25 protein-coding genes are annotated in these 25,665 nt (G+C 35.8%); 5 read left to right on the forward strand and 20 right to left on the reverse strand.

Features of this window, described 5'->3' with window-relative positions:
• Positions 1–2 precede the first annotated feature (2 nt).
• Both QM512_RS05465 and murB read right to left on the reverse strand, forming a co-directional pair.
• A complete protein-coding gene (locus QM512_RS05465; RefSeq protein ID WP_282806454.1) occupies positions 3–1,094 on the reverse strand; it encodes an ABC transporter ATP-binding protein in 1,092 nt (363 codons plus the stop codon).
• 59 nt (positions 1,095–1,153) lie between these two features.
• A complete protein-coding gene (gene murB / locus QM512_RS05470) occupies positions 1,154–2,059 on the reverse strand; it encodes a UDP-N-acetylmuramate dehydrogenase (RefSeq protein ID WP_282804789.1) in 906 nt (301 codons plus the stop codon).
• A gap of 118 nt (positions 2,060–2,177) precedes the next feature.
• On the opposite strand from murB, the gene QM512_RS05475 reads away from it, so the two are divergent.
• Positions 2,178–2,711 carry a 3'-5' exonuclease gene (locus QM512_RS05475; protein WP_282804790.1) on the forward strand — a complete coding sequence of 178 codons (534 nt, stop codon included), beginning with the start codon at positions 2,178–2,180 and terminating at the stop codon, positions 2,709–2,711.
• A gap of 20 nt (positions 2,712–2,731) precedes the next feature.
• Here the strand turns inward: QM512_RS05475 and tsaE are convergent, their stop codons facing one another.
• The 3 genes from tsaE to QM512_RS05490 all read right to left on the reverse strand — a co-directional run bounded on the left by tsaE (position 2,732) and on the right by QM512_RS05490 (position 4,955).
• Positions 2,732–3,208: a tRNA (adenosine(37)-N6)-threonylcarbamoyltransferase complex ATPase subunit type 1 TsaE gene (gene tsaE / locus QM512_RS05480; RefSeq protein ID WP_282804791.1), complete on the reverse strand. Its 477-nt coding sequence runs from the start codon at positions 3,206–3,208 to the stop codon at positions 2,732–2,734.
• Position 3,209: 1 nt separating this feature from the next.
• Positions 3,210–4,187: a phosphate acetyltransferase gene (gene pta / locus QM512_RS05485; protein ID WP_282804792.1), complete on the reverse strand. Its 978-nt coding sequence runs from the start codon at positions 4,185–4,187 to the stop codon at positions 3,210–3,212.
• Between the two features lie 72 nt (positions 4,188–4,259).
• Positions 4,260–4,955 carry a uracil-DNA glycosylase gene (locus QM512_RS05490; protein WP_282804793.1) on the reverse strand — a complete coding sequence of 232 codons (696 nt, stop codon included), beginning with the start codon at positions 4,953–4,955 and terminating at the stop codon, positions 4,260–4,262.
• Between the two features lie 76 nt (positions 4,956–5,031).
• Here QM512_RS05490 and QM512_RS05495 point away from each other — a divergent pair, with 76 nt between their 5' ends.
• Together QM512_RS05495 and QM512_RS05500 are read left to right on the forward strand one after the other, a co-directional pair.
• Positions 5,032–5,892, forward strand: coding sequence for a Cof-type HAD-IIB family hydrolase (locus tag QM512_RS05495; RefSeq protein WP_282804794.1), 861 nt, complete (start codon positions 5,032–5,034; stop codon positions 5,890–5,892).
• A gap of 30 nt (positions 5,893–5,922) precedes the next feature.
• Positions 5,923–6,438, forward strand: coding sequence for an LURP-one-related/scramblase family protein (locus tag QM512_RS05500; RefSeq protein ID WP_282804795.1), 516 nt, complete (start codon positions 5,923–5,925; stop codon positions 6,436–6,438).
• Here the strand turns inward: QM512_RS05500 and QM512_RS05505 are convergent.
• From QM512_RS05505 to QM512_RS05550, 10 genes are all read right to left on the reverse strand, one after another.
• Positions 6,435–7,004 (reverse strand): TetR-like C-terminal domain-containing protein, encoded by a 570-nt coding sequence (locus QM512_RS05505; RefSeq protein ID WP_282804796.1) that lies wholly within the window; start codon positions 7,002–7,004, stop codon positions 6,435–6,437. The genes QM512_RS05500 and QM512_RS05505 overlap by 4 nt on opposite strands.
• 180 nt (positions 7,005–7,184) lie before the next feature.
• On the reverse strand, positions 7,185–7,754 hold the full coding sequence (locus tag QM512_RS05510; protein WP_282804797.1) for a GNAT family N-acetyltransferase: 570 nt from the start codon (positions 7,752–7,754) through the stop codon (positions 7,185–7,187).
• Positions 7,755–7,768: 14 nt separating this feature from the next.
• On the reverse strand, positions 7,769–8,224 hold the full coding sequence (gene smpB, locus QM512_RS05515) for an SsrA-binding protein SmpB (protein WP_282804798.1): 456 nt from the start codon (positions 8,222–8,224) through the stop codon (positions 7,769–7,771).
• Between the two features lie 14 nt (positions 8,225–8,238).
• Positions 8,239–10,578: a ribonuclease R gene (gene rnr / locus QM512_RS05520; protein ID WP_282804799.1), complete on the reverse strand. Its 2,340-nt coding sequence runs from the start codon at positions 10,576–10,578 to the stop codon at positions 8,239–8,241.
• 83 nt (positions 10,579–10,661) lie between these two features.
• Complete coding sequence (secG, locus tag QM512_RS05525; RefSeq protein WP_004897700.1) at positions 10,662–10,895, reverse strand: preprotein translocase subunit SecG; 234 nt, start codon at positions 10,893–10,895, stop codon at positions 10,662–10,664.
• 138 nt (positions 10,896–11,033) lie between these two features.
• Positions 11,034–12,332, reverse strand: a complete 1,299-nt coding sequence (gene eno / locus QM512_RS05530; RefSeq protein WP_282804800.1) for a phosphopyruvate hydratase — start codon at positions 12,330–12,332, stop codon at positions 11,034–11,036.
• Between the two features lie 44 nt (positions 12,333–12,376).
• Positions 12,377–13,132: a triose-phosphate isomerase gene (gene tpiA / locus QM512_RS05535; protein WP_282804801.1), complete on the reverse strand. Its 756-nt coding sequence runs from the start codon at positions 13,130–13,132 to the stop codon at positions 12,377–12,379.
• Positions 13,133–13,151: 19 nt separating this feature from the next.
• Positions 13,152–14,363, reverse strand: a complete 1,212-nt coding sequence (locus QM512_RS05540; RefSeq protein WP_282804802.1) for a phosphoglycerate kinase — start codon at positions 14,361–14,363, stop codon at positions 13,152–13,154.
• 103 nt (positions 14,364–14,466) lie between these two features.
• A complete protein-coding gene (gap, locus tag QM512_RS05545) occupies positions 14,467–15,483 on the reverse strand; it encodes a type I glyceraldehyde-3-phosphate dehydrogenase (protein WP_003647012.1) in 1,017 nt (338 codons plus the stop codon).
• Between the two features lie 54 nt (positions 15,484–15,537).
• A complete protein-coding gene (locus QM512_RS05550; protein WP_282804803.1) occupies positions 15,538–16,569 on the reverse strand; it encodes a sugar-binding transcriptional regulator in 1,032 nt (343 codons plus the stop codon).
• A gap of 438 nt (positions 16,570–17,007) precedes the next feature.
• Between QM512_RS05550 and QM512_RS05555 the strand changes: the two genes are divergently transcribed.
• Both QM512_RS05555 and clpP read left to right on the forward strand, forming a co-directional pair.
• Positions 17,008–18,456, forward strand: a complete 1,449-nt coding sequence (locus QM512_RS05555) for an APC family permease (protein ID WP_282804804.1) — start codon at positions 17,008–17,010, stop codon at positions 18,454–18,456.
• A gap of 137 nt (positions 18,457–18,593) precedes the next feature.
• Positions 18,594–19,181 carry an ATP-dependent Clp endopeptidase proteolytic subunit ClpP gene (gene clpP, locus QM512_RS05560; RefSeq protein WP_003647009.1) on the forward strand — a complete coding sequence of 196 codons (588 nt, stop codon included), beginning with the start codon at positions 18,594–18,596 and terminating at the stop codon, positions 19,179–19,181.
• Between the two features lie 48 nt (positions 19,182–19,229).
• Here the strand turns inward: clpP and whiA are convergent, their stop codons facing one another.
• The 5 genes from whiA to uvrA all read right to left on the reverse strand — a co-directional run bounded on the left by whiA (position 19,230) and on the right by uvrA (position 25,657).
• Positions 19,230–20,171 (reverse strand): DNA-binding protein WhiA, encoded by a 942-nt coding sequence (whiA, locus tag QM512_RS05565; RefSeq protein WP_282804805.1) that lies wholly within the window; start codon positions 20,169–20,171, stop codon positions 19,230–19,232.
• A 3-nt stretch (positions 20,172–20,174) separates the two neighbouring features.
• Positions 20,175–21,212, reverse strand: coding sequence for a gluconeogenesis factor YvcK family protein (locus QM512_RS05570; RefSeq protein WP_282804806.1), 1,038 nt, complete (start codon positions 21,210–21,212; stop codon positions 20,175–20,177).
• An 11-nt stretch (positions 21,213–21,223) separates the two neighbouring features.
• Positions 21,224–22,099 carry an RNase adapter RapZ gene (rapZ, locus tag QM512_RS05575; protein ID WP_282804807.1) on the reverse strand — a complete coding sequence of 292 codons (876 nt, stop codon included), beginning with the start codon at positions 22,097–22,099 and terminating at the stop codon, positions 21,224–21,226.
• A gap of 101 nt (positions 22,100–22,200) precedes the next feature.
• Positions 22,201–22,740, reverse strand: coding sequence for an HdeD family acid-resistance protein (locus tag QM512_RS05580; RefSeq protein WP_282804808.1), 540 nt, complete (start codon positions 22,738–22,740; stop codon positions 22,201–22,203).
• A 49-nt stretch (positions 22,741–22,789) separates the two neighbouring features.
• Entirely contained in the window at positions 22,790–25,657 is a 2,868-nt protein-coding gene (gene uvrA, locus QM512_RS05585) for an excinuclease ABC subunit UvrA (RefSeq protein ID WP_282804809.1), read from the reverse strand.
• Positions 25,658–25,665 lie beyond the last annotated feature (8 nt).

Here is a 25,665-nt window from a genome sequence, read left to right on the forward strand (position 1 = left end):
GCTTAATCCTCCCCTTCATAAGCCTCTAACCGCTTATCAAATTCCGCTTCACTTTCACCAAATCTCATAACATGGATATCTTCAGGATCAAAAAACACTCCAACCTCTTTACCAATTTTTGTTGGATTAGTTGAGTGAATTAACCATTCATTTTCATCACTATCAATCGCCTTAATTTCAAAATGATCACCTAAAAATAATTGGCTTTCAACCATGACTCTTAATTTTCCATGTTCGATATCGGTAATATCTAAATCCTCCGGTCTTAAAACAACCTCAACCTTTTCTCCCGGTTTTATCCCTGCATCTGCACATTCAAAACGGTGGTTGCCAAATTCTACTTCATAATCTTTAATCATTCGTCCGCTTAAAATATTAGAGTCTCCGATAAAGCGCGCTACAAAGTCATTAACCGGCTCATCATAAATGTCAACTGGACTTCCGCTTTGCTGAATTTTACCTTCGTTTAAAACAAAGATTTCATCACTCATTGCTAGTGCCTCTTCTTGATCATGAGTAACAAAAATAAATGTAATCCCTAACTTTTTCTGAATCTCTCGTAATTCAAACTGCATATCTTTTCTTAAACGTTTATCTAGTGCGGATAAAGATTCATCTAGAAGTAATACTTTTGGTTGATTGACAATCGCTCTTGCAATTGCAACTCTTTGCTGCTGTCCACCACTTAACTCAGAAATCTCACGGTTAGCAAAACCATCTAACTGAACCATATGAAGTGCTTCTTTAACAGCTAATTTTATTTCTTGCTTATCTTTTTTCTTAATTTGCAGGCCAAAAGCTACATTTTCAAAAACATTCATATGCGGAAACAAAGCATAATTCTGAAAAACTGTATTAATTTTTCTTTTTGCCGCATCTAGATTAGTAATGTCTTTCCCATCAAAAAAGACCTGACCACTTGTTGGTTCACTAAAACCAGCAATTATTCTTAGAATAGTGGTTTTACCTGAACCTGACGGGCCTAATAGGGAATAAAATTTTCCTGATTCAATTGTTAAATTGATATCTTTTAGCGCTACAAAACCGTCATCATATTCTTTACGTACATGCGTTAATTTAATAATATCGCTCAATTTTTTCACCATCTCATCAAAAAAGCTACAAGCCGTTACTTGTAGCTTTGTCACAGTATCTAATCTTTTTCTTTTCCAATAATTCTTACTTCAGTTTGTAGATCAACATCAAAGTCTTTCTTGATTGTTTTTTGAATTAAGTGAATCAGATCTAAATAATCGGTAGCTGTAGCACCACCAACGTTAACAATAAAGCCCGCATGCTTCATTGAGTCTTCTGCTCCACCAATTCGCTTCCCTTGAAGACCAGCCTTAATAATCATTGGGCCAACAAAATGACCTGCTGGGCGCTTAAAGACACTTCCACAAGATGGATATTCAAGTGGTTGCTTAGCTCTACGTAGACCGTTAAAGTATTCCATTTTTGCTTTAATTGCCCATTTATCTCCTGGTTCAAGTCCAAAAGTTGCACTAATTACAATATCGCCCGTTTCTTGGACTAAAGAATGACGATAACCAAATTCCATTTCATCATGAGTATAGGTCTTAAATTCGCCATCGCGAGTTAAAACTCGAACTGATTTAATGACAAATTCTGTCTCGCCACCATAAGCACCTGCATTCATAAAGACAGCTCCTCCTACGCTACCCGGAATGCCAGCCGCAAATTCGAGTCCACTTAAGCCAGCTTCACAAGCAGCTTCAGATGTATCAATAATTCTTGCACCAGCATCCGCAGTAACAGTTGCATTCTCTTTATTTGCAGTAATTGTGTCCATTTTGGTCAGAATTAAAACTAATCCGGAGATTCCTCCGTCTCTAATTATTAGATTAGAAGCATTTCCAATAACAGTTAAAGGAATATCATCCTCCTTAACTGTATTTACTAATAGCTCTAACTCATCTAAATTTTTTGGAAAAGCAAGATATTGTGCAGGTCCACCAGTTTTAGTAAAAGTAAAACGGCTTAATGGAATATTTTCTTGAATATCAATTCCTTGTTTTTTTAAATCCATCAGTTGCATTGTTTATCTCTCTTTTCCTTAAATAATCATCCCTTTAATCATACCGCATTAAATAGCTAGTTTTCTACCTTAAGTGTTATACTAAAAAGAAAAATAATATTTTATTTAGAGGATAAAAATGAACTTTACTGCAATGGATTTTGAAACGGCAAACAGCCGTCCTGAAAGTGCATGTTCTCTTGCCTTAGTTATGGTGAGAAACAACGAAATTGTCGATCGTTTTTATACAGTCATTAATCCGCAAATGCCGTTTGATAGTCGCAATATAAAAATTCACGGTATCACTGCCGAAGACGTAAAAAATGCACCAACAATGGCTGAAGTTTGGCCAAAAATCAAAAAATTATATCAACCTGGAATGCTCGTCGCTGCTCATAATGCGCGTTTTGACTGTCGCGTGATGGAAAAATCGCTTGCTCGCTACAATATTGCTGCTCCGCATTACTTTGCAATTGACACTTTAGCAACTAGTAAAGCTTTCGAACCTAATCTTCCTAATCACAAACTAGATACTGTTTCAGAAGCTTTAAATATTAACTTGTGGCACCACCATAACGCTTTAAGCGATAGCGAAGCATGTGCAGGAATTTTAATCGAAGAAAATAAACGTGTTGGAGACGATCCAATCAAAAAAATGGTTAAGCAAATTTAAGCTTAACCATTTTTAATTTATTATTTAAAGTATTCTTTTATATCTGACAACCAATCCTTGTTTCTTTCTCCAACAGTCTTAAATTCAACTACTCGTTTTGTCGAATCCCAAGAATCATCTACACGCTTAATTGATAATTCAAGATAATCATCAGGAAGATCATCAATTATAAATTGTGGCCATTCAATTACCACTAAGCCATCTTCTGCTAAATAAGCAGGCATATCAATACTTGATAAATCACCATTTTCCAGCCGATACATGTCCATATGGAAAAGCGGCATTTTCCCTTCTCGATATTCTCTGACAATTGTGAAAGTTGGACTTTTTACTGGTCGTCTAATACCTAATGATCTAGCAATTCCTTTAGTCAAAGTTGTCTTTCCAGCGCCTAAATCACCAGACAATAAGAGCAAATCATGCCCCCTGCTACTTTCACCGATTGCTTTACCTAATTTTTGCATTTCTTCATCAGAATTTATCTCTAATGATTCCATTTTATTTCTCCATATTAGCTTGTGCAGCAGTCAAAATAGCTAGCAAATATACATCCTCTGTTTTGCATCCGCGAGACAAATCATTAATTGGAGCAGCCAATCCTTGTAACACAGGACCAATTGCACTCCAACCTCCTAATCGTTCTGCGACCTTATAAGAAATATTACCAGATTGTAATTCGGGAAAAATAAATACATTTGCATGACCCGCAACCGCAGAACCTGGAGCCTTTGCTTCACCAACACGTGGGACAACTGCAGCATCAAATTGTAGTTCACCATCGCAAATTAATTCAGGATATTTTTCATGTACTAAGTCAGTTGCTTTTTGAACTTTGGTTACCATTGGTCCCTGTGCTGATCCTTTGGTTGAAAAACTAAGCATCGCAATTTTAGGATCAAGACCAATCATTTCAGCGGTTTTACTAGACTGGTAAGCAATCTCAGCTAAAGTTTCACTATCTGGATCAATATTAATAGCACAGTCAGCAAAAATATATTTTTCATCTCCGCGTTCCATAATCATAGCGCCTGAAACACGGCTCATTCCCTTTTTAGTTTTAATAATTTGAAGAGCTGGACGAACAGTATTAGCAGTTGAGTGAGTAGCACCCGAAACCATACCATCAGCTTTTCCTTCATAAACTAACATTGTGCCAAAGTAAGAAACATCTTGTAAAATTTCCTTTGCTTCTGCTAGCGTGTTCTTTCCCTTTCTCAATTCAACGAAATCTTGACACATTTTTTCAAAGTCTGGATAAACTGCTGGATTAATAATCTCAATTGAATCTAAATCAACGTTTAATTCTTCAGCTGACTTTATTACTTCGTCTGGTTTTCCTAATAAAAGTGGTTCAACAATACCTTCTTCTGCAAGACGAACAGCAGCTCTAATTATTCGTTCATCATTTCCTTCTGGAAAAACAATTACTTTTTTTGATTCTTCTGCTTTTTTCTTAAGTGAGTCAAATACTTTCATAACAAATTAAGCCTTTCTTTTTTATCTCTAGGTAATATTTTACAATTTCAAAGCTTTTTCTCAAAACAAAAACTATGCCATGTCTGCGTGGCTAACTTCTTGTGGTAATTGCCAATCAATTGGACTTTCTCCAAACTTAATCAAAGCATCATTACATCTAGAAAACGGACGTGAGCCAAAAAAGCCACGATCTGCTGAAAATGGACTGGGGTGTGGAGACTTAATAATTACATTCTTTCCTTCATCAATTAACGGAATTTTATTCTGAGCGAATCTTCCCCACAAAATAAATACAACTTTTCCACGATCACTAAGTGCTTTAATAGCTGCATCAGTGATTGTTTCCCAACCTTTTCCCTGATGACCATTCGCATTTCCGTAAGGCACTGTTAAAACTGCATTTAGTAATAAAACTCCTTGATCAGCCCATTTTTTCAAATAACCATGGTTTACCGGAACTGCCCCTACATCATCGTACAGTTCTTTATAAATATTCTTTAACGACGGTGGTAAAGGAACTCCTGGATTTACGCTGAAACTCATCCCTGTTGCCTGACCTGGATTATGATATGGATCTTGACCTAAAATCACAACCTTCGTATCGGCAAAAGATGTCAATTTAAAAGCTGTAAAAATATGATACATATCTGGAAAAATCTGCTTAGTCTGATATTCTTCCTTCAGAAAATCATGCAATTGTTGGTATTTTTCACTCTCAAAAGCCGGTGCTAAAATTTCATCCCAATCATTTCCGATTAATTTTTTCATACTTATTCTATCCTCTTGTCTCTCTAAGAAATCCAAGTTCATGATATCATATAGATAAAAGATTGGAGGATTTAAAATGATTAAACTTATTGCAAGTGACATGGATGGCACCTTATTAAACAAGCAAATGCAAATCTCTTCCGAAAATATTGCAGCTATAAAAGAAGCACAAGCAAAAGGCGTTGAATTTTTAGTAGCAACCGGCCGTGCACCTTCTGAGTCTCAAGGTATTCTAGCTAAAGCTGGACTTCATACAGGCTTTATCAACTTAAACGGTGCAATGGTCTTTAATACAGCTGGTCAACTAATTGTAAATGAGCCCATTCCTAAAGAACAAAGTATCCAAATTAATAAATTACTTAAGGCTTCTGGCTTTTACTTTGAAATTGTTGCTGCTGATAACGTTTATTCAGACTCTCGACTCAGAAGAATTGCTAATTTTTCTGATCTACTAGTTGATCTCAATAAGAAATTGACCTTTAAAAAAGCTGTTTCTTTTGCTGCAGGTTCTGATGAAATCATGCGAATTAAGTATGTACCCGATTTTAAGGATTTACTTGAAAAGCCATCGTTTGAAGCAATGAAATTCGTCGCTTTCCATCCAAATGGCCCGAAAGTTTTCGAACATATTCGCGAAGAAATCGGAAAAATGGGTGACTTAATCGTTACCGCAAGTTCATCCACAAATATCGAAATTAATAATATTAAAGCTCAAAAAGGAATTGCTCTGATGGACTATGCCAAACTTCAAGGTTATAAGCCTAATGAAGTAATGGCAATTGGTGATAATCTTAATGACGAATCAATGATTCGAATGGCTGGTGTTGGGGTTGCGATGGAAAATGCGGCACCTGAGATTAAAAAAATCGCTAACTTTATTACTAAAAACAATAATGAGAATGGAGTTGCATACGCTATTCGCCATTTTTGCAATTAAACATAATTTTTCATAAAGGCAGATGAAATTATGCGTTATACCGTTCAACTTACTCAAGGACAAACTTGTGGTCAAATTCCTGTAAAGAATCAACATGGTGAGATTGTCTATATTTTAAAAGGAAACCTAAATGAATTTAACCAACCCATAATTCTAACTGATATTAATCATAAAGAGATTGGCCGTTTGTATTTAGACTCTAATCGACTCTTATCTAGTTATAGTGTCGATGTTATCAATCATTCTCTAGTTAAGGTAAAAAAAATAAATAGTCGTTTTACAAACTTGTTCTATATTACCCGGTTAAATTATTGGGTTCAAGGTAGCTTGAAGCAAGGAAGATATAGTTTCTACTCGGGTATAAAAAAAGTGGCTAGTGTTTGTTCACTAGTCACTGATACGGGGCTAACTTGGAGCTGTGATATTTCACGTCCTGAAGATGTACCCTTTATTATTTTAATTAGCCTACTATTTACACAATGGCATACCAAACCATTATTTTTACCAACTTTTAATTTTCAAAATAGAATTAGTGCACTGTCCTAATCACAATTCAAATAGTAATGTGAGAAATTAAAAACTTGATATTGAGGTGAACAAACTTGTTTTTGGAAATCTATCAATTCAATAATGATTGCCAAATCTTCTAACAAGTAACTAAAGCTTCGGTCACATCCATGACTAATCCAAAGACAAATTCGATCATATAACAGATTGGTTAATTGCTTAAGTATGAGTTCAGAAAAGCTTCCACGTTCATAAACATAAGAACGAATATATGTGAAAAAATGTTCTCTCATCTTTTCACATATACAATCTTGTTCACTTAAATGATAGGCATTATAGAAATATTGCTTATTATCTTGAATATAATTACATAAAATATTTAGGAGTTGTCGTAAACTCCTTTTTTTATTTTTACGTAACTCTTTTCTTAGTTCTAGTAAAATGCATGCTTCAAGACAATTATTTACTTTTCCATACCGCAAATAGAAAGTTTTTCTACTAATTCGTGCTTCAGAACACAGCTTAGAAATATTTACCTTCTTCACATCTGGCTTAGATAACATGTCGTGTAAAGCACTTTGAACTCGTTGTAATTCTGTCAACATCCATCTTAATTTCCTTTCTAAGAATGGATCACTCTACCTTTCTATGACAGTTCTATTACTTTATCAGCTTTTATAATTGTAAGCAATAGTAATAATGTAAATAGTGTTATTTTTAAATATTTCTTTAAATTTAACAAAAAAGGAAATTAATCAACTTACCGTGATTAATTTCCTTTTACTTTAATCTACTTTTTTAACCATATGATCATACATGCGGTCTCCAATAGTCATTGTAGATGTTGTCTTAAACCCCATATAATCATATAAACGAGCTGCTCGAGGATTATCTTGATCAACATTCAAGCCTAATTTTTTATAACCATTTTGTTGAGCAATATCAGGAGCAATCTTAATTAATCTTTGCGCAATTCCCTCTCCCCAGTGATTAGGAGAAACTGCAATTGCGTCTAAATACCATTCATGTGGTAATGCTTCTTTATCTGAAAAAATAACTGAATCAAGCGGCAAACCAACTTTAGGATATGAGCTTTTCAATGAAATATCAATTAAGCCCTGATCATCATACCCGTACATAACAATCAACCCAATTGGACGATCCATTTCATCAGTTTCTACCCACATTCTATTATGTGAATAGCGGTAATGAGGTGAATAGAAACCATGTTTCATCAAATCATAGAATTGGCTTTCTGGGAGTGCCTTAATTGTATCCATATCCATTTCATCAAAAATTTGTTTTAAAATGGGATAAATTAATGGAAAATCAGTTAACTTTGCTTTTCTAATCATTTTAGTCCACCTATTTAGATTCCGTACTTACGATGAATTTCGCGATCTTGATCACGTTTTTTAATAGTTTGACGTTTGTCATATTGCTTCTTACCTTGTCCGACCCCAATTAAAACCTTAGCAAAACCATGTTTTAGATAAACTTTTAATGGAATAATTGCCATTCCTTGTTGAGCTTGAATGCCAGCTAAACGAGCAATTTCTCTTTTATGTAGCAATAAACGCCGTGATCTTAACGGATCATGATTATAGCGATTACCTTCCTTATACTCACTAATATGAACATTTTCTAAAAAAGCAGAACCATTAATTATTTGAACATATCCATCACGTAAATTAATTCTCCGTGCACGAATTGATTTAATCTCTGTACCAGTTAAAGCAATTCCCGCTTCAAGAGTTTCTTTAATAAAATAGTCATGATTTGCTTTTTTGTTTTGAGCAATCAAATTCTCTGCTTTTTGTTTCATCGTTTTCTTCCTAATTATTTTTTATTAGTTTTGACGGTTGCGCTCTTCCGATGACGAATCTTGAAATTATGACCATTATTTACATGAAAGGAATTATTACCCTTTCCATTGTTATTTCCACGTCCCTTATTAAAACTACGCTTTCCGCGATTATTGCTTCTTTGAGGACGTTTTGGAGCATTTGGATCATAAATTTCAAAGTCCAATTGGTGTTGTTCAACATCTGCTCTAATTAACTTAACTTTAATTGGCATACCAATCTTAAATTGTTTGTGAGAATTACGTCCAGTTAAAGTTAACGACTTTTCATCAAAATTATAGTAGTCATCGTTTAAGTTAGAAATATGGATTAGGCCCTCAACAGTATTTGGTAATTGAATAAACATTCCGAAACTAGTTACTGAAGAAACAATTGCGTCAAATGTTTGTCCAACCTTATCCGCCATAAATTCAGTCATCTTCAAATCGTTTACACTACGTTCAGTGTCAATTGACTTTCTTTCTTGAGTTGAAGTTTGTTCAGCAACATCTGGAAGTTGTGACTTGAAGTGCTTTTGTGCATCCTTATCCATATTCTTATCTGCATATTCATGGATCATACGGTGAACCATCAAGTCAGAGTAACGACGAATTGGTGAAGTAAAGTGAGTATAATACTTAGCTGCTAGTCCAAAGTGTCCAAGTGGTTCTGGAGAATAATGTGCTTGTTTCAAACTACGAAGCATCATCATTTGAACAACGGCCTCTTCTGGAGTGCCTTCTGTCTTAGCCACAATCTTTTGTAAGTCTTTTGGTTTTACATCATTTGGGTCTGCCTTTACATTTAAGCCGAATGCACTTACAAACTCAAAGAATGATTGCATCTTTTCTTGGTCTGGAGTTTCATGAACACGGTAAAGAAATGGCGTATGCTTCTTGTAGTAATCTTCAGCCACTGTTTCATTTGCCATTAACATGAATGATTCAATCATTTTTTCAGCAGTACCACGCTCATGAAGAACAATGTCAGTTGGCTTGCCCTTATCATCAACAACAATCTTTGCTTCTGGTTCTTCAAAATCAATTGCACCACGTTGATGACGTTGTTTATATAAAATACTATGTAAATCAGCCATATCATGAAGCATTGGAGCTGCGTCTTCATACTTTTGTTCTAATTTTTCATGATTATTTGGATCAAGAACCTTGTTAACATTATTATATGTTAAACGACCATGCGATTTCATAACTGATGGATATATTCTGTATCCAACGCGCTTTCCTTCTGGAGTAATTTCCATATCGCATGAAAGAACTAAGCGTTCTACTCCTTCATTAAGTGAACAAATACCATTTGACAATCTAAATGGAAGCATTGGAATAACACGGTCAACTAAATAAGTACTGTTACCACGCGCAAAGGCTTCTTTATCTAAAGGACTACCTTCTTTTACATAGTGTGATACGTCTGCAATATGAACACCTAAGTGATAGTTACCATTAGGGAGTTTCCAAACTACAACTGCATCATCAAAGTCTTTAGAATCGTCTCCATCAATTGTAACAGCAGGTTGATCAGTAATATCAACGCGTTTTGCTTTTTCTTCTTCTGTTACATGATCAGGAATGCTATTTGCTTGATCTATTGCATCCTCAGGCCAATCAGTGCGGATGTCATTATCAACAACAATTGACATAATATCAACGCCAGGATCATTTTTATTACCAATTGTTAAGAGTGCCACACCCTGCATTTCATCAGGTTGATCTTCATCAGGATATTTAGTAATAGAAACTTTTACCATATCACCCATTTGTGGCTTAACGCCATTATCAGTAATATTAATCTTATATTTCTTTAGTTTTCTATTTTCACTAACAACATATCCATAAAACCCACTTGATTTAACAACTTCATCAGAATATGGATGGAATTCACCAACTAAAGTTTTTACACCGCGCTCAGTAATTTCTTCAATTTGACCTTCTGGTCCTTTACCATTCCAAGGGTTAGCACCAGCAATGATTTTTACTTTAACATGGTCTCCATCAATAGCAAATTTAGTATTGTGCTTATCAATAAAAGCATCTTCCATGCTCTCATCATCAAACTTAACAAAGCCAAAGCCTTTATCATTTGCTTTAAAAGTACCTTCGGCAACTGTGTTTAATTGATTTAACTGATATTTACCTTGACCATCAGTTACAATTTTTTTACTATGCTCTAAAAAAGTTAACGCTTTAACAAGATCTGGGAAATTCAATCTTTGATTACGGCTTAGATCATTTTCAAGTTGATCTACATCATATTGTTCTTGAGGATTATGTCTAAATGTTTCATAAACATCAGCTAAAACCCGTTCATTCTGTGTCATTATCTAAATTGCCTCAATTTCTTTATAAGATAAGTTAAGATAAAAGAAATTAAAAAAGCCCTCCTATGATCGGAAGGCTTTTTTTACTTGGATGAAAGTACTGCCAAGATTAAAGCAAGAGCAAAAAAGAGAACCAACAATACAGCGGTAATCCTTTCCATTAATGCTTCAAATCCACGCTTCTTTGTCTGGCCACTAAATACTGCACCGCCGGACAATGCGTTTAAGGCATCTTGTTGCTTTTGCGGCTGCATCAATGTAGCAATAATAATTAAAAAGCTAACAATGATGAGTAGCGTCATGACGATATTATACAAAGCGCTGCCTCCATTACCTAAATTTCTTACTGTACTGATTTTACCATATTTAACTAACGAATGCTAAAAGAAAAAGGGAGTCACCTCAAGCGACGCCCCCTTTTATCTATTATTTTAACGATTAATTAAATTTTTTAATTAAAATTGTTTGTGTAAGTTGTAGAAACTGTGGATTCCCTTGTATTGAGCAGTTGAACCCAAAGCTTCTTCAATTCTCATTAATTGGTTGTACTTAGCAATTCTGTCAGTTCTTGACATTGAACCAGTCTTAATTTGACCAGCATTAGTTGCAACAACTAAATCAGCAATTGTAGTATCTTCAGTTTCACCAGAACGGTGAGAAACAACAGCAGTGTAACCTGCTTCTTTAGCCATTTCAATAGCTTCAAAAGTTTCAGTTAAAGTACCAATTTGGTTAAGTTTAATTAAGATTGAGTTAGCAACACCCATCTTGATACCCTTTTCAAGGTAACTAGTGTTAGTTACGAATAAATCGTCACCAACAATTTGTACCTTATCGCCTAAACGTTCAGTAAAGGTCTTCCAACCTTCCCAATCGTTTTCATCCAAAGGATCTTCAACAGAAATAACTGGATACTTGTCAACTAAATCTTCAATTAATGAAGTCCATTCTTCAGCAGTGTATTCACGACCGTCAGCAACAGTTACGTACTTCTTAGTATCCTTGTTGTAGAATTCAGAAGCAGCACAGTCAAAGGCAATAGAAATGTCTTGACCTGGTTTGTAGCCAGCACGTTGAATAGCTTCTACTAAAATTTCAAATGGTTCTTCGTTGTTCTTCAAGTTAGGTGCAAAACCACCTTCATCACCAACAGCAGTTGATTCACCACGTTCTTGCAATAAGCCCTTCAAAGTATGGAAAGTTTCTGCACCCATACGAACAGCTTCATGAAGTGATTTAGCACCAACTGGCATAATCATGAATTCTTGAATATCAACGTTGTTATCTGCGTGCTTACCACCATTGATAACATTCATCATTGGAGTTGGTAAAACATGAGCATTTGGACCACCTAAGTATTCATATAAAGGTAGACCTAATTCATCAGCTGCAGCGCGAGCACTTGCTAATGAAACAGATAACATTGCGTTAGCACCTAAACGACCTTTATTTGGAGTACCATCAAGATCGATCATAGTTTGATCGATTAAACGTTGATCAGTAACGTCTAAACCGATAACAGCTTTAGCAATTTCGCCGTTAACATTCTCAACAGCAGTTAAAACGCCTTGACCACCAAAGCGAGACTTGTCACCATCACGTAATTCTACGGCTTCATGTTCACCAGTAGAAGCACCAGATGGAACAATAGCACGACCAAAGCCGCCTAATTCAGTATAAACTTCTGCTTCAACAGTTGGATTACCACGAGAGTCAAGAACTTCACGTGCGTGAATATCAGTAATAACAGACATGGAGATTCTCCTTTTTTTCTAATTCCGTTTAAATAAATTGTTAATTAATCTTGGTAGTTTACTAATGCTAAGAATGATTCTGGATCAAGTGAAGCACCACCAACTAAACCACCATCAATATCAGGTTTAGACATTAATTCTTTAACGTTAGCTGGTTTTACTGAGCCACCGTATTGAATACGAACGTTTTCAGCAGTTTCTTCGTTGTACAAGTCTTTTACAGTTTCACGAATAGTCTTGCACATTTCTTCAGCTTGATCAGCAGAAGCAGTCTTACCAGTACCAATAGCCCAAATTGGTTCATAAGCAATAACAAGCTTAGAAACTTGTTCTGCAGTCAAACCATCTAAAGCAGCCTTAATTTGAGCAACTACCCATTCATCTTGCTTGTTAGCTTCACGAGTTTCAAGAGATTCACCACAGCAAATAATTGGAGTTACATCATTAGCAAATAAAGCCTTAGCCTTCTTGTTAATGTCTTCATCAGTTTCGTGGAAGTAACCACGACGTTCTGAGTGACCAATAATACAGTAGTCAATACCCATTTCGTTTAAAACTTTAGGTGAAGTTTCACCAGTAAATGCACCTTCAACTTCAAAGTATGCATTTTCTGCACCAGTATGTAAGTTTGAACCTTCAGCAGTTTTCTTTAAAACGTAAAGGTCAACTGCAGGTGCAGCAATAACTGATTCAACTTTATTTGGATCTGGTAACTTACCCTTAACTGCGTTTACAAATTCAACAGTTTGTTCAGGGTTCATATGTAACTTCCAGTTACCAGCAATAATTGGTGTACGCATTTAAAAATTCCTCCTAATTTTACTTGTCAGAAACACAAGCGATTCCTGGTAATTCTTTACCTTCAAGGTAGTTAAGTGAAGCACCACCACCAGTAGAAATGTGGCTGATCTTAGGAGCAATTCCCAATTGCTTAGCAGCAGCAGTTGAGTCACCACCACCGATAATAGTTACGGCGTCCTTCAAATCAGCTAATGCACGACCAACTTCCAAAGTACCTTCTGCGTAGTTTGGCATTTCGAAAGCACCCATAGGTCCGTTCCAAACAACAGTCTTAGCATCCTTTAAGATGTCTCTGAATTTTTCAACAGTCTTAGGACCAATGTCAAGACCCATTTCGTTATCAGGAATATCATCACCAACAACTTCGTGAGGAGCATCGTTTGAAAATTCAGTTGCTGCAACGTTATCTACAGGCAATACAATCTTGTCGCCAGCTTTTTCTAATAATTCTTTTGCAAGTTCAACTTTATCAGCTTCAAATAATGATTTACCAATCTTGTGGCCTTGTGCTGCTAAGAAAGTGTAAGCCATCCCACCACCGATTAAGATGTGGTCTGACTTAGGAATTAAGTTTTCAATAACACCAATCTTGTCGGATACCTTTGCACCACCAAGAATAGTTACAAATGGGTGAACTGGGTTTTCAACAGCGTCACCTAAGAACTTAATTTCTTTTTCAAGCAAGTAACCAGCTGCTGCTGGCTTACCAGCCTTCTTCATAGCAGTTGCAATACCAACGTTTGAAGCGTGGCTTCTGTGAGCAGTACCAAATGCATCGTTTACGAATACATCGCCAAGACTTGCCCAGTATTCGCCAAGTTTTGGATCGTTCTTAGATTCACGTTTACCAAAGTCATTGTCAATATCTTGGAATCTAGTGTTTTCAAGAACAACAACGTCGCCATCCTTCATTTTATCGATGGTTTCTTCTACTTCTTTACCTTCATTTTCTGGTACAAAAGTTACAGGCTTTTCTAATAATTCACTTAAGCGTTCTGCTACTGGACGTAGTGATAATTCTTTCTTGTCAGCATCTGACTTAACACGACCCAAGTGGCTGAGTAAGATTGCCTTACCACCGTGATCAATGATGTACTTGATAGTTGGTAATGCAGCAACGATACGGTTGTCATCACCGATAACACCATTTTTAATTGGAACATTAAAGTCAACACGAACTAAAACTTTTTTACCTTTAAGATCAAGGTCTGAAACGATTAATTTAGCCATTTAAACTAATTTACCTCCGATAGATTATTTGAAAAAAGGCGGAGGAAGTAATTCCCTCCGCCTTCTCTCGTCTGCTTACTAAAATCAGTAATTAAATTAATGATTAAAGAGTAGCAAATTTCAATAAAGTACGAACCATTTGGCAAGTGAATGAGTATTCGTTGTCGTACCAAGCAACAGTCTTAACTAATTGCTTGTCACCTGCAGTAGTTACCATGGTTTGAGTTGGGTCAAAGATTGAACCAGCAGTCATACCTAAAACGTCGCTAGAAACGATGTTGTGGTCGTTGTATGCAAATGAAGGACTTTCGTACTTCTTAACTGCTTCGTTAACTTCGTCAGCAGTTACATCCTTGCTTAAGATTGAAACTAATTCAGTTACAGAACCATCTGGAACTGGAACACGTTGTGCGTGACCATTCAACTTACCGTTCAATTCTGGAACAACAAGACCAATAGCCTTAGCAGCACCAGTTGAGTGAGGAATAATGTTGATAGCTGCAGCACGAGCAGAACGTAAGTTACCACCACGTACAGGACCATCTAAAAGCATTTGAGTTGAAGTGTAAGCGTGGATAGTAGTCATAGTACCAACTTCAATGCCGAATTCTTTTTGTAAAGCATTAACCATTGGTGCTAATGAGTTAGTAGTACATGAACCAGCTGAAACAATCTTGTCATCAGCAGTCAAAGTATCATCGTTTACGCCGTAAACAATGGTCTTCAAGTCTGAACCAGCAGGTGCAGAAATTAATACACGCTTTGCACCAGCCTTAAGGTGAGCTTCTGACTTAGCCTTGCTAGTGTAGAAACCAGTACATTCAAGAACGAAGTCAACACCATCGTTCTTAACCCAAGGAATGTTTTGTGCTTGTGGTTCAGCGTAAACACGGTACTTCTTACCATCAACTACGATTGAGTCATCAGTTGCTGAAACTTCGTGGTTGAAAGTACCATGAGTTGAGTCGTACTTAAGTAAGTGAGCTAAAAGTGCTGGAGTAGTCAAGTCGTTGATTGCAACAACTTCAATATCTGAAGACTTTTCGCCTAAATCCATAATACGACGGAATGCTAAACGACCAATACGGCCGAAACCGTTAATACCAATTTTAACTGTCATATCCTATATTCCTCCTTAGGAAATATGTAAGTAACAATTTATTTTAAACGGGAATTACTTCCCCTTTAAAACCAAGTTTGAGGCTCCCTCATCTGTGATTAACCACGTCTGTTTAGGAGCATGATGCATGTAAGCTGTAATTGCAGCAGCTTTACTAGCTCCAGCTGCAATTGCAAATACATGAGGTATTTTATCTAAGTCTTCCAATTGAAGACCAATACGTGGGATACGTTTAACAAGTCTGCCTTGTTGGTCAAAGAAATACCCGAAACATTCGGCCACAGCTCCATCATTTCGAAGCTTGGAACTAGTCATCACATCTAGGCCACGTCTTTTCGACATGACATCTGCTCTTCCAATTCCATGTATCACCATATCACTATTATAAATGTTTGAAATCGCATTCGCAATATCTGTGTCTTGAAGTAATAAAGTCAAGGCCTCAGATGACACATTTTCTGGAAGATAAAGACCTTTATGTCTACCTCCAGTTTCAGACGCCATCATTTGAGCGACAGTATTGCTTTGGATTTCAACACTTTCTCCAACTGCTCCTCTACCGGGAACAAATAATAAATCGCGATAACGACTTAATTTTGGAGAAAGATGACGAGCTACTCCCGCAACTGTTGTACCACCTAAAACGGTGATAATACTTTTTCCTAATGGTAGAAGCAAATCAAGAGCTGAATTGAGTTGTTCACCCATCAAGTCAACAACTCGTTCTTGTCGGTCCATATCACCAGGAACAATTATTGCTCGATCGATCCCTAATTTCTGTGCTAGTTCAATTTCTGTTTGACTTGCATTGAATAAGCGATCAATCAATGGAGCTGCTTCTTTTAAAGTTCTCTTTCCTTTATCAGTTAATTCCATGCCGTAGCTTTGAATGCTGATCAAACCCAATTGTCGTAAATAATCAGTTTCAGTTCGCACATTGCGCTCGCTTAATCCTAATTTTTTAGCAACAACTCGTCGCCCAACTGGAGCTAACAGCGAAATCTGTTCGAGAACAAGAAAACGTTGCCGAATTATTTTTAAAACATCAGGAACTAAGCTTTGCAACAAGGTTAAATCCGAGTCCATTGCTCGCTCCCTCTATTGGGTCAAAAGTGATACCACCATATGACGGTAAGCGACCCAAAAAGCTTAAAAATATTAGAGAGACGCGAATTAATCAAATTTAAATTCACATTTCTCTCTCGACAGTTTTTAGTATAGCAATATCTTTTTTTAAATTCAAGATATATCCTCCAGAATAATTAATTTGTACTTTCTACTTTTTCTGATATACTTATTTTAGTTTGTCGTGCCCTTAGTGTAATGGATCGCACGTAAGATTCCGGTTCTTAAAATCTGAGTTCGACTCTCAGGGGGCGCATAGTAAAGACAGTCATTGAGACTGTCTTTTTTATTCTTCTAATTTAATTACTTCCTTTATTTAGAAATAGCCTATCATTTGTAAGCATTTTCGTTATAATTAAAATTGGTGTTAATTATGTACATAGACAGAAAGGTTATTTTATGATCGAAGAAGAAAAAAAGTCTGATGCCAAGAAAATGCTCTGGCCAACGCTAGCAATGATGGCATTTTCAACTGTTTGGGGCTTTGGGAACGTTGTTAATGGATATGTCTACTTTGATGGTACTAAAGTTGTATTCAGTTGGATACTAATGTTCCTATTATATTTTGTCCCCTATGCATTAATGGTTGGAGAATTAGGTGCTACCTTCAAAGATGCTAATGGTGGTGTCTCTTCATGGGTAAACGCTACTATGGGTGCAAAATGGGCCTACTATGCTGGATGGACATATTGGGCATGTCACGTAGTTTATATTTCAAGTAAAGGTACAGGTGGTTTAAGAGCTATGGCTTGGGGGATTTTTGGAAATACCAAATGGTATGATGGACTCCCTACTGCATGGACACAACTTGCAACGCTAGTAATTTTTCTATTCTTCTGCTGGGTCACTACTAAAGGTATTCCAGTTCTTAAAAGTTTAGCAACTATTGCTGGATCATCGATGTTTATCATGTCAATTTTATTCATCATTATGATGTTTGCCGCTCCAGCAATTAATCCACATGCCGGTTATTATTCAATCAACTTTAACTGGAAGAATTTTATGCCAACGTTTAATCTAAAATATCTGACTTCACTTTCAATTTTAGTTTTTGCCGTTGGTGGATGTGAGAAAATATCTCCATATGTAAACAAGGTTAAAAATCCTTCAAAGAACTTCCCTAAAGCCATGATGGCTTTAGCCATTATGGTTATGATTTCCGCAATCTTAGGAACTTTTGCTATGGCTTTGATGTTTGATCCAAAGGTTGTTAATAATAACTTAAATGAGTATATTTCAAACGGTGCTTACATGGCATTCCAACGTTTAGGTGAATACTACCACGTTGGCGGATTATTTATGTACATCTATTCATGGTGTAACGTCATCGGTCAATTTTCTACTTTAGTTATCAGTATCGATGCACCTTTGAGAATGTTACTTGGTAGTAAAGAAGCTAAAAACTTTATTCCTAAGAAACTTCTCAAGGTCAATAAACATGGTGCCTACATTAACGGTATTTGGATGGTCGTAATCCTATCAGGAGGCTTAATTGTTGCACAAGCATTATTACCAGATGCACAAGCTGTTATGGCACAGTTAGTTAAATTAAATTCAACTACAATGCCAATGCGTTACCTATGGGTATTTGCAGCTTACATTGCCCTGAGAAAACAGCAAAAGAAATTTGATACTTCATATCAAATGACTAAAAATCAAGGATTAGCTTATACAGCTGGCGTTTGGTGTTTTATTGTTACAGCTGCCTGCTGTATTTTCGGTATCTACTCACCAGATCCATTTACTTTATTCCTTAACATTATTACCCCAATTATCTTGATTGCACTTGGCTTAATTTTACCAGCAATCAAAAAAAGAGAAGATGGTAGTAATCCACTAATGAATTAGCTGAAAATGCACGATAGCCAATATCGTGCATTTTTTCTACATAAAATTAGGTTTGATTAGTTGACATGATTAAAAGTAAGTGATTTAATTAGCACTGTGCTTATTAGAGTGCTAATTTTGTTTAGGAGGTAAAATTAATGCTCGTACCTACAGTTATTGAACAAACTGCACGTGGTGAACGTGCCTACGACATTTATTCAAGATTATTAAAAGATAGAATCATTATGCTTAGCGGTGAGATTAACGACCAAATGGCTAACTCTATCATTGCTCAACTTTTATTCTTAGATGCACAAGATAATACCAAAGATATTTCGCTTTATATTAATTCTCCAGGTGGTGTTATTACCTCTGGTCTAGCAATTATGGATACTATGAACTTTATTAAGTCAGACGTTTCTACTATTGCAATTGGTATGGCTGCTTCTATGGCATCAATTCTTTTGACTAGTGGAACTAAGGGTAAGCGTTTCGCATTGCCAAATTCAACAGTTCTTATTCACCAACCTTTAGGTGGTGCACAAGGTCAACAAACTGATATTCAAATTGCTGCTAATGAAATTTTGAAGAGTCGTAAAAAGCTTAACCAAATTTTACATGAAACTACTGGTCAACCTCTTGATAAGATCCTTAAGGATACTGAACGTGATAACTACTTATCCGCTGAAGAAGCTAAAGACTATGGTTTAATTGATGAAATCTTGGTTAACCAAAAGAAAGATTAATGTAATTGAATAAACAAAAATAGAGCTCAATGAGCTCTATTTTTTTACCTAATTTTCTTCTTTTAACTGCTGCGCCATCTCACGAATTTTTTGAAAACGATGGTTAACTCCTGATTTTGAAATTGGACCATCTGGCACTTGAGCTGCAACTTCCTTAAGAGAAAGTTCTGGATGAGTAAGTCTAAAGCGCGCCAAAATTGCTAGCTTTTCTGGAAGATTTTCTAAACCTATCTTTTCATCAATCAATTGAATATCTTCAACTTGCTTAGCAGCAGCATTTGCTGTTTTTTTCAAATTAGCTGTATCACAATTTACTAAGCGATTTACTGAATTACGCATATCTCGCATAATTCTCAAATCTTCAAATGCCAGCATTGCATTAACAGCACCCACAATATGTAAGAAATCGCCAATCTTTTCAGCTTCTTTTAAATATACAATATATCCACTACGTCTTCTTGTAGCTTTTGCATTTAAGTAAAAGAAATTATTCATTAAATCTAACAAATCTTGATTGTGATTTTCATAAAGCGAATAAATTTCTAAATGATAACGGCTAGTTTCTGGATTATTTACACTGCCAGCTGCTAAAAACGCACCTCTTAAATATGACATTGCTCTTTGTTCTGAGGTCATAATTTTTTCTGGAATCCCAGTAATCAAGCCATTTTCGCTATCAAAAATTTCTAAATCACTCAAAATTTCGTGTACTTGTTTCTGAAGCCGAACCAAATACTGATAGTTCTTTTTTAACTTCATTTTTTTAGAAACAATTAACAAGGGCTCAATTCCATAAGCTGTTTTAATTAATGAAAAGATTCTTCTCGCAATTGCTGGATTTTCAGTTGTAATATCTAAGCTAAATTGGCGATCATGCAAGCTAAGTACACCGTTCATTCGCAAAAAAGCTGCTAGTTCTGCCTTAGCATGTTCTGGATGAACTGGCAAACTAGTTAGTTCTTTTTTTACATCACTTGCGTATGAAACCATTAACTAATCCTGTTCCTTCTGTCTGCGACAATATGCTTCAAAAGCTAAATTTAATATTTCATCAGCCACTTTTTTTCCATCATGGAAAACCAAGCCGCTATGTTGATCAATAAAGTCAGCTGTAATTACGCGACAATCTTGAGCACGTAATCCCGCAAAGTCATTTCTTACCGGTTCAAGATAAGCATCATAGTCAGCTGGATTAAATTTACTCATATCAATTTTTGCTCCATTTACTAGAGCTGTATTAATATAGTGTCCACCTAAGTGATCATTAATTACCTGAACGTGTTCAGCAGCTGTAAAGTGATCTGTTTCACCTTGCTGAGTCATAATATTACAAATATAAATTACCTCAGCCTTTGTTTGTCTTACTGCATCCCCCAAATTAGAAATCATTAAATTAGGTAAAATTGAAGTAAATAAACTTCCTGGTCCTAAAACTACCGCATCCGCCTGCATAATAGCAGCCAAAACTGGTAATACTGCCTTAGGTTCATCGTCAGAATCTGTATCAGTTACCCAAACACGCTTAATTCTTTTATCCTTTGCAGTAATTTCGGTTTCTCCTGCTTCGGTTGTTCCATCAACAAATTCTGCATTCAAGGTCAAAGGTTCATTTGAAGCAGGAAAAATTCGACCATCAATTCTCATCATTCTGGATAAAGATTGAACTGCGTCAAAAATATTTCCCTGCATTTCATCTAAAGCAGCAATAATTAAATTTCCAATCGCATGACCTGCAAAAAATGAATCAGAAGAATTAAAACGATATTGAAAAATATCTTTTTCTTCTTTTGGTAAATCCGACAAAGAAACTAATACGTTTCTAATATCACCTGGCGGAACTACATTAATATAGTCTCTAATTGCACCGGACGATCCACCATCGTCTGCCACAGTAACAATTGCAGTTATATCAGCATTTTGCTCTTTTAAAGCATTTAAAATAACAGGTAAACCTGTTCCACCGCCAATAACAACAATTTTAGGGCGACGTCCGCGAATGACACGTACAATTTTATTTTCTCCGTACGCCATCTCGAACTCCTTTATTGTCCAATATAACGACTAATTTCTCGATGAGAAATATCAACTGGATATTTCTTAGCCAAATCAACTGCCAATTGGCGTGCAATTGAAACACTCCTGTGTTGACCACCAGTACATCCAATTGCGATAGTTAATTTTTCTTTACCTTCAGCAATATATCCGGGAATAGCCGTCTCCAACATGTCTAAAAATTTAGCATAAAACTCTTTGGTTTCTTTCTTGCTCATTACATAATCAAAAACTCGACGATCTAAGCCTGTAAATGGTTTAAGCTGCGGAATATAAAAAGGATTTGGTAAAAATCTTACATCCATCACAATATCAGCATCAATTGGGATGCCATACTTAAATCCGAAGCTCATTACTTCGATTGAGAAAGTACGAGTTTGATTATCTCCAAACTTATCTACTAATTTTGCCTTTAATTCTTTTGTAGATAAACGGGAGGTATCAATTATTATATTAGAAATATTTTTTGTTCTTGATAAAATAGCTCTTTCTTCTTGAATACCATCAAGTAATCGGCCTGTATGAGCCAAAGGTGGTAAACGTCTTGTTTCTTTATATCTAGATACTAAAACATCATCTGAAGCATCTAAAAATAAGACAGTTGACTGAACATTTTGGCTATCCTCTAAAGATTTAATTTCATCAACTAAATCTTTATAGAAACTTTTCACTCTTAGGTCAACAACTACCGCTGCCTTACTAAAATCTGACGAATTGTTAATCAATTCCCAGAAACTTCCCAACAATTCTGGTGGTAAGTTGTCTACCACAAAATATCCCATGTCTTCTAAAGCTTTAATAGCAACAGTTTTACCTGCGCCACTCATACCAGTAACAATTAATAATTGTTTTTTCTGTTCAGCCATAGCTATCCCTCCTTAATCGCTATTATAACATACCGGGTGTTTCATTTTTTGAATAAAAATAAAAAGCCGTTATCTTATAGTTTAAGATACGACTTTTTATTTTATCTATGCATCCATGAAACAAAGATTTCATTGATTCCAAATACCATTAACCAAAATGCTACTAAGTATACCAAAGTAACAGCTGCAAGCATTGGATTGAACAATAAAGCAAAAGCAATAATTAAACTAATAATGTTCAAGATTAAGCAAAGAACAAAATAGCCAGTTGAATATTCGCGTAAGTGCCATGAAAAGATTATTCCAATAATTGAATCGGCTAAGAACCAAATAGCAAACAAAATTGCTAAGGTTAATCCCCCAATTTCACGTGAACATAAGAATAAAACTCCGATTACAATATCGATAATTGCTGATACTAAGGTTACCCAGCTCAAATCAAAAATATTATGGAATTTTACATATGCTGAAATCCAAATAATTCCTTGTAAAATTGATAAAATACCAAATACAAATACAAATGCGCTTAAGCCACGACCAGGATAGCGCAGTAACAAGAATGATGCAATAACAAACAAAATACCTGCTATGAATGAACCCCAGTCAAAGCCTTGGTGTCTAGAATTATAAATGTCGTTCATTTTTATATCCTCCCAGATAATATTCTACACTTAATTTTCTAAAACACCATTAACTTTCCTCTGGCTTATCTTTATCATTCATCAACTCTTTGGTTAGCTTAGTATCTCGCTCCAAAACTGGTTTTAAGTATTGACCAGTATAGCTCTCTTTAACTTTAGCCACTTCTTCTGGAGTACCGGTAGCCACTACTTGGCCACCTCCATCTCCACCTTCAGGACCTAAATCAATTAACCAATCGGCATTCTTAATGACATCCAAGTTATGTTCAATAATTAAAACTGTATTTCCTTCATCAACTAAGCGTTGCAATACTTCTAGCAAGCGTTTGATATCATCAGTGTGTAAACCGGTTGTTGGTTCATCCAAGATATAGAAGTTATTACCAGTTGAAAGTTTCTGCAGCTCTGATGCCAATTTCATTCTTTGAGCTTCACCACCAGATAAAGTGGTAGCAGACTGACCAAGTTTTACATAACCTAGTCCAACATCAACAATTGTTTGCAGTTTGCGATGAATTTTAGGAATATTTTCAAAGAACTTGCAAGCTTCATTAATCGTCATATTTAAGACTTGAGAAATATTCTTTTCACGATAAGTAACTTCTAAAGTTTCTGAATTATACCTTGTCCCATGACAAACCTCACAAGGCACATAAACATCTGGCAAGAAATTCATTTCAATTTTAATGATTCCATCGCCATGACATGCTTCACATCTACCGCCCTTAACATTAAAGGAAAATCTAGCTTTAGTATATCCACGCATTTTTGCTTCATTAGTCTGCGCAAATAAAGCACGAATATCATCAAACACACTGGTATAGGTAGCTGGGTTACTGCGCGGAGTTCTCCCAATAGGACTTTGATCAATATCGATAATCTTTTCGATATTTTTATATCCCTTAATTGACTTATATTTACCAGGCTTAGCTGAGTTATTATTTAATTTTTGCGCTAAAGCACGCTTTAAAATCAAGTTAACAAGAGTGGACTTTCCAGAACCTGAAACGCCTGTTACCACAACAAACTTACCTAAAGGAAAGTCAACTGAGATATCCTTCAAGTTATTTTCTGCAGCACCAGTAACAGTAATTTTCTTACCATTACCCTTTCTACGTTCTAATGGAACAGGAACAATCTTTTTACCTGATAGATATTGCCCAGTTAAAGATTCTGGATTCTTCATTACTTCTTCCGGTGTACCAGCAGCCATTACTTTTCCACCATATACACCAGCTCCTGGTCCCATATCAACCAAATAATCTGCTTGTTTCATAGTTTCATCGTCATGTTCGACCACAATCAATGAATTACCAAGATCTCGCATCTTTTTAAGAGAAGAAATAAGACGATCATTATCGCGTTGATGAAGACCAATTGATGGCTCATCTAAAATGTACATAACACCAGATAAATTAGATCCAATCTGAGTTGCCAACCTAATTCTCTGAGCTTCTCCACCAGATAAGGTTCCAGCAGAACGAGATAAAGTTAAATAATCTAAACCAACATTAATTAAAAAAGTTAAACGATCCCGTACTTCTTTCAAAATTGGCTTAGCAATCATCTCTTCTTGTTCACTTAATTTCACTGAATTAAAGAACTCTAATGACTTAGCGATTGAAAGATCTGAAGCTTCAGCAATGTCTTTACCATTTACTTTTACTGCTAGAGCTTTTTCGTTTAGTCTCTTACCATGACACGTTGAGCAGGTCAATTCAGTCATATACTTCCCCATCGCATCACGCATAAATTTAGACATTGGGTGATGATAACGACGATTGATATTATTTAAAATTCCTTCAAATTCTTGAACAGTATCATTTACACCAAAATCGCCTTCAAGATGAAATTTGATCTTCTTTCCATTTGAGCCATTTAAAATTAAATCTTTTTGTCTCTTAGTTAATTTTTTATATGGCTTATCTAGAGGGATCTTCAATGCTTTGCAAGCCTGTTCTAACATTGCTGTATAGTATTTAGAATTAGCCCAAGGAACTAATGCCCCATCACCTAAAGTCTTATCCTTATCGGGAATTACTAAATCTTCATCAACTGATAGTTTCATCCCTAATCCATCACAATCAGGACAAGCTCCAAAAGGTGCATTAAATGAAAATAGGCGTGGTTCCATTTCACCGACAGTAAAGCCACAAATTGGACAAGCATAGTATTCTGAAAAGTTAATGCGTTCGCCTTTAATCACATCTACATCCATATAGCCATCAGCTAAACGAAGAGCAGCTTCAACAGAATCGAATAAACGACTACGAATATTTTCTTTAACAATTAAACGGTCGACAACAATATCAATACTGTGGCGCTTATTTTTATCTAGGTCAAAATCGTCAGTAATCTCATGCATTTCACCATCGACAATTACACGAACATAACCCGCACGCTGAATCCGTTTAAAGACTTCCTTGTGTTCCCCTCTTTTAGCACGAATAACAGGAGCTAAAATCTGAATCCTACTTCTTTCAGGTAAATTCATCACTCGATCTACCATTTGATCCACGCTTTGTCTTTCAATTAAAGTCCCATCATTTGGACAAATTGGATGACCTACACGTGCCCATAACAAACGCAAATAATCATTGATTTCTGTTACAGTTCCAACTGTTGAACGTGGATTATGGGAAGTAGTCTTTTGATCAATAGAAATTGCTGGATTTAGTCCATCGATTGAATCCACATCAGCCTTGTCCATTTGACCTAAGAATTGTCTCGCATAACTTGATAGAGATTCTACATATCTTCTTCTACCCTCAGCATATAAAGTATCGAAGGCTAATGAACTTTTTCCCGAGCCTGATAAACCAGTAATAACTACTAATTTATCCTTAGGAATTGATAAACTTATATCTTTTAAGTTATGTTCTCGAGCTCCATGAATAACGATTTTATCATTTACCATTTAACAAT

The organism is Lactobacillus isalae (genome assembly GCF_947539375.1).
Classification (GTDB): domain Bacteria; phylum Bacillota; class Bacilli; order Lactobacillales; family Lactobacillaceae; genus Lactobacillus; species Lactobacillus isalae.

Excerpts from the sequence above, each read along its gene's own strand:
- murB (WP_282804789.1), bottom strand. The coding sequence starts at position 2,059 with ATGCAACTGATGGATTTAAAAAAACAAGGAATTGATATTCAAGAAAAT.
- QM512_RS05475 (WP_282804790.1), top strand. The coding sequence starts at position 2,178 with ATGAACTTTACTGCAATGGATTTTGAAACGGCAAACAGCCGTCCTGAA.
- tsaE (WP_282804791.1), bottom strand. The coding sequence starts at position 3,208 with ATGGAATCATTAGAGATAAATTCTGATGAAGAAATGCAAAAATTAGGT.
- pta (WP_282804792.1), bottom strand. The coding sequence starts at position 4,187 with ATGAAAGTATTTGACTCACTTAAGAAAAAAGCAGAAGAATCAAAAAAA.
- QM512_RS05490 (WP_282804793.1), bottom strand. The coding sequence starts at position 4,955 with ATGAAAAAATTAATCGGAAATGATTGGGATGAAATTTTAGCACCGGCT.
- QM512_RS05495 (WP_282804794.1), top strand. The coding sequence starts at position 5,032 with ATGATTAAACTTATTGCAAGTGACATGGATGGCACCTTATTAAACAAG.
- QM512_RS05500 (WP_282804795.1), top strand. The coding sequence starts at position 5,923 with ATGCGTTATACCGTTCAACTTACTCAAGGACAAACTTGTGGTCAAATT.
- QM512_RS05505 (WP_282804796.1), bottom strand. The coding sequence starts at position 7,004 with ATGTTGACAGAATTACAACGAGTTCAAAGTGCTTTACACGACATGTTA.
- QM512_RS05510 (WP_282804797.1), bottom strand. The coding sequence starts at position 7,754 with ATGATTAGAAAAGCAAAGTTAACTGATTTTCCATTAATTTATCCCATT.
- smpB (WP_282804798.1), bottom strand. The coding sequence starts at position 8,224 with ATGAAACAAAAAGCAGAGAATTTGATTGCTCAAAACAAAAAAGCAAAT.
- rnr (WP_282804799.1), bottom strand. The coding sequence starts at position 10,578 with ATGACACAGAATGAACGGGTTTTAGCTGATGTTTATGAAACATTTAGA.
- eno (WP_282804800.1), bottom strand. The coding sequence starts at position 12,332 with ATGTCTGTTATTACTGATATTCACGCACGTGAAGTTCTTGACTCTCGT.
- tpiA (WP_282804801.1), bottom strand. The coding sequence starts at position 13,132 with ATGCGTACACCAATTATTGCTGGTAACTGGAAGTTACATATGAACCCT.
- QM512_RS05540 (WP_282804802.1), bottom strand. The coding sequence starts at position 14,363 with ATGGCTAAATTAATCGTTTCAGACCTTGATCTTAAAGGTAAAAAAGTT.
- gap (WP_003647012.1), bottom strand. The coding sequence starts at position 15,483 with ATGACAGTTAAAATTGGTATTAACGGTTTCGGCCGTATTGGTCGTTTA.
- QM512_RS05550 (WP_282804803.1), bottom strand. The coding sequence starts at position 16,569 with ATGGACTCGGATTTAACCTTGTTGCAAAGCTTAGTTCCTGATGTTTTA.
- QM512_RS05555 (WP_282804804.1), top strand. The coding sequence starts at position 17,008 with ATGATCGAAGAAGAAAAAAAGTCTGATGCCAAGAAAATGCTCTGGCCA.
- clpP (WP_003647009.1), top strand. The coding sequence starts at position 18,594 with ATGCTCGTACCTACAGTTATTGAACAAACTGCACGTGGTGAACGTGCC.
- whiA (WP_282804805.1), bottom strand. The coding sequence starts at position 20,171 with ATGGTTTCATACGCAAGTGATGTAAAAAAAGAACTAACTAGTTTGCCA.
- QM512_RS05570 (WP_282804806.1), bottom strand. The coding sequence starts at position 21,212 with ATGGCGTACGGAGAAAATAAAATTGTACGTGTCATTCGCGGACGTCGC.
- rapZ (WP_282804807.1), bottom strand. The coding sequence starts at position 22,099 with ATGGCTGAACAGAAAAAACAATTATTAATTGTTACTGGTATGAGTGGC.
- QM512_RS05580 (WP_282804808.1), bottom strand. The coding sequence starts at position 22,740 with ATGAACGACATTTATAATTCTAGACACCAAGGCTTTGACTGGGGTTCA.
- uvrA (WP_282804809.1), bottom strand. The coding sequence starts at position 25,657 with ATGGTAAATGATAAAATCGTTATTCATGGAGCTCGAGAACATAACTTA.